Genomic DNA, 1,746 nt, shown 5'->3' on the forward strand with positions numbered 1-1,746 from the left:
AGTGCTTCACCCTCACCGGCGCACCTTCTCCCGAAGTTACGGTGCCATTTTGCCTAGTTCCTTCACCCGAGTTCTCTCAAGCGCCTTGGTATTCTCTACCCAACCACCTGTGTCGGTTTGGGGTACGGTTCCTGGTTACCTGAAGCTTAGAAGCTTTTCTTGGAAGCATGGCATCAACCACTTCGTGTTCTAAAAGAACACTCGTCATCAGCTCTCGGCCTTAGAATCCCGGATTTACCTAAGATTCCAGCCTACCACCTTAAACTTGGACAACCAACGCCAAGCTGGCCTAGCCTTCTCCGTCCCTCCATCGCAATAACCAGAAGTACAGGAATATTAACCTGTTTTCCATCGACTACGCTTTTCAGCCTCGCCTTAGGGACCGACTAACCCTGCGTCGATTAACGTTGCGCAGGAAACCTTGGTCTTTCGGCGTGGGTGTTTTTCACACCCATTGTCGTTACTCATGTCAGCATTCGCACTTCTGATACCTCCAGCAAGCTTCTCAACTCACCTTCACAGGCTTACAGAACGCTCCTCTACCGCATCACCTAAGTGATACCCGTAGCTTCGGTGTATGGTTTGAGCCCCGTTACATCTTCCGCGCAGGCCGACTCGACTAGTGAGCTATTACGCTTTCTTTAAAGGGTGGCTGCTTCTAAGCCAACCTCCTAGCTGTCTAAGCCTTCCCACATCGTTTCCCACTTAACCATAACTTTGGGACCTTAGCTGACGGTCTGGGTTGTTTCCCTTTTCACGACGGACGTTAGCACCCGCCGTGTGTCTCCCATGCTCGGCACTTGTAGGTATTCGGAGTTTGCATCGGTTTGGTAAGTCGGGATGACCCCCTAGCCGAAACAGTGCTCTACCCCCTACAGTGATACATGAGGCGCTACCTAAATAGCTTTCGAGGAGAACCAGCTATCTCCGAGCTTGATTAGCCTTTCACTCCGATCCACAGGTCATCCGCTAACTTTTCAACGGTAGTCGGTTCGGTCCTCCAGTCAGTGTTACCTAACCTTCAACCTGCCCATGGATAGATCGCCCGGTTTCGGGTCTATTCCCAGCGACTAGACGCCCTATTAAGACTCGCTTTCGCTACGCCTCCCCTATTCGGTTAAGCTCGCCACTGAAAATAAGTCGCTGACCCATTATACAAAAGGTACGCAGTCACCCAACAAAGTGGGCTCCCACTGCTTGTACGCATACGGTTTCAGGATCTATTTCACTCCCCTCTCCGGGGTTCTTTTCGCCTTTCCCTCACGGTACTAGTTCACTATCGGTCAGTCAGTAGTATTTAGCCTTGGAGGATGGTCCCCCCATATTCAGACAAAGTTTCTCGTGCTCCGTCCTACTCGATTTCATTGATAAGAGATTTTCGCGTACAGGGCTATCACCCACTATGGCCGCACTTTCCAGAGCGTTCCGCTAATCTCAAATCAACTTAAGGGCTAGTCCCCGTTCGCTCGCCACTACTAAGGGAATCTCGGTTGATTTCTTTTCCTCAGGGTACTTAGATGTTTCAGTTCCCCTGGTTCGCCTCTTGCACCTATGTATTCAGTACAAGATAACCATCTTATGATGGCTGGGTTCCCCCATTCAGACATCTCCGGATCAAAGTCTGTTTGCCGACTCCCCGAAGCTTTTCGCAGGCTACCACGTCTTTCATCGCCTCTGACTGCCAAGGCATCCACCGTATGCGCTTCTTCACTTGACCATATAACCCCAAGCAATCTGGTTATACTG

General features: G+C 50.6%; 1 rRNA gene (only partly in view). It reads right to left on the reverse strand.

From position 1 onward, the window contains the following. Positions 1-1,717 (reverse strand): 23S ribosomal RNA (locus AC07V0_RS29920); it reaches 1,271 nt to the left of the window's first position. Between the last annotated feature and the right edge of the window lie 29 nt (positions 1,718-1,746).

It is taken from the genome of Pseudomonas sp. GW821-FHT01E10 (assembly GCF_059422365.1).